Origin of the sequence: Caulobacter sp. 17J65-9, assembly GCF_010975005.1 — a bacterium.
GTDB lineage: Bacteria > Pseudomonadota > Alphaproteobacteria > Caulobacterales > Caulobacteraceae > 17J80-11.
On sequence record NZ_JAAIVC010000294.1, the window covers coordinates 1 to 1,439 of the forward strand.

Genomic DNA, 1,439 nt, shown 5'->3' on the forward strand with positions numbered 1-1,439 from the left:
GCCAAGGTGCGCGCCGAGCGTCGCGAGCAGCGCGCCGAGACGCGCTGGCTGAAGTCGCACGCCGCGGACCTGGGCTCACACGCGGCCGACCTGGGCCGCCGGCTGTCCGACCGCGCCCAGACCGCCTTCGCCGCGGCCCGCAAGCCGTTCGAGCGCGAGAAGGAACGCTTCGCCCTGCCCGAGATGCGCCTGCCCGAAATTCGTCTGCACCGCCGTCACCGCCCGGCCGTGGTCGAGTTCGCCCGCGAGCGGCCCCGGACGACCGCCGGCCTCGGCGGCGTCGTGGCCCTGGCGCTGGCGGCCGGCGGGGCCTGGTGGCTGACCCAGGCCCGGGCCAAGCGCGACGCGCGCGGTTTGGAGAACGTCCGCCGGCGCGTCATGCCGGTCTGGACCGAACGCCGCCGCGCCGAGCCGGAGATCCGGGCGTAGTTCAGCCGTCATCCCGGACAGCGCGCCAGCGCTGATCCGGGACCCAGCAAGCTCGACCTGCGAAGCCAGCGCTGCGATTAGCGCCGCGCTGGCTGGGTCCCGGCTCTCCGCTGCGCTTCGCTCCGCTGCGGCCGGGATGACGGGTGGTTTCAGTCGTTCGCCGCCGGCAGGCGCAGGCGCGCCCGGCCGCTCGGGAACATGGCGGCCGACGGCGCGCGCGGCAGGACGAAGCGTTCGGCCACGCGCGGCGTCTCTTCCTCCTCGGCCGCCGGGGCGGGGCGGGGCGGCGGGTTCAGCCCGGCCAGACGCAGCTCCAGCGACCGGTGCGCCTCGGCCCAGCGGGCCAGCAGGTCGGCCACCGCCACCTTGGCGTCGGCGTGCTGCAGCAGGTGGTCGAACAACGCGCCGCCGTGCCGCTCCAGCCGTTCGGCCAGGGCCGGCGTGCAGCGCTCGATCTCGCGGCGGAAGTGGCGCTGGTGGGCGCTCAGCCGGCCGAAGTGGTCGGCGTTCCATTCGGCGTAGAGACCCTCGTCGGCGGCCTTCACGGCGTCGTCGACCAGGTCGTTCAGATCGTCGGCTTCCGGTTGCTTCAGCTCGCCGGAACGAACCGCGCGGCCGATCTCGCGACGCACGCGCAGGGTCAGGGCCTCGGCCCCCGAGCGGCGCCCGGCGGTGTCGCCCAGCAGCTCGGCCATGCCGTCCGCACGGGCGGCGCAGGCCTCCGCGTCGGCCATCTCGACATCGGACAGCCAGCGGCCGGTCAGGCCGATCGAGGTCGCATAGGCGTCGCGGCGATCCAGGAAGCGGCGGACCTCGTCGCGCGTCAGGGCGCGGCGCAGGTCCAGCAGGGCGTCGTTCAGGCCGTCCAGCCGCCGGCCCAGCTCGCGGCGGGCGTCGGCGCGGGCGGCGCGACGGTGCAGGCTGAAGTTCAGGACGCGCACCGACAGGGCCGCGGCCGCCAGCACCCCGCCGAACTCGCGCAGCGGCTCGGCCGCGGTCCCGGCCAGCTC

At 76.1% G+C, this 1,439-nt stretch carries 2 protein-coding genes; one reads left to right on the forward strand and one right to left on the reverse strand.

The features are described 5' to 3' along the window. Positions 1-429 (forward strand): hypothetical protein (locus tag G3573_RS21450; RefSeq protein ID WP_163263656.1); only part of this gene is annotated, 429 nt, incomplete at its 5' end. A 149-nt stretch (positions 430-578) separates the two neighbouring features. Here G3573_RS21450 and G3573_RS21455 read toward each other — a convergent pair. Continuing rightward, a partial coding sequence (locus G3573_RS21455) for a hypothetical protein (RefSeq protein WP_163263657.1) occupies positions 579-1,439 on the reverse strand: 861 nt, incomplete at its 5' end.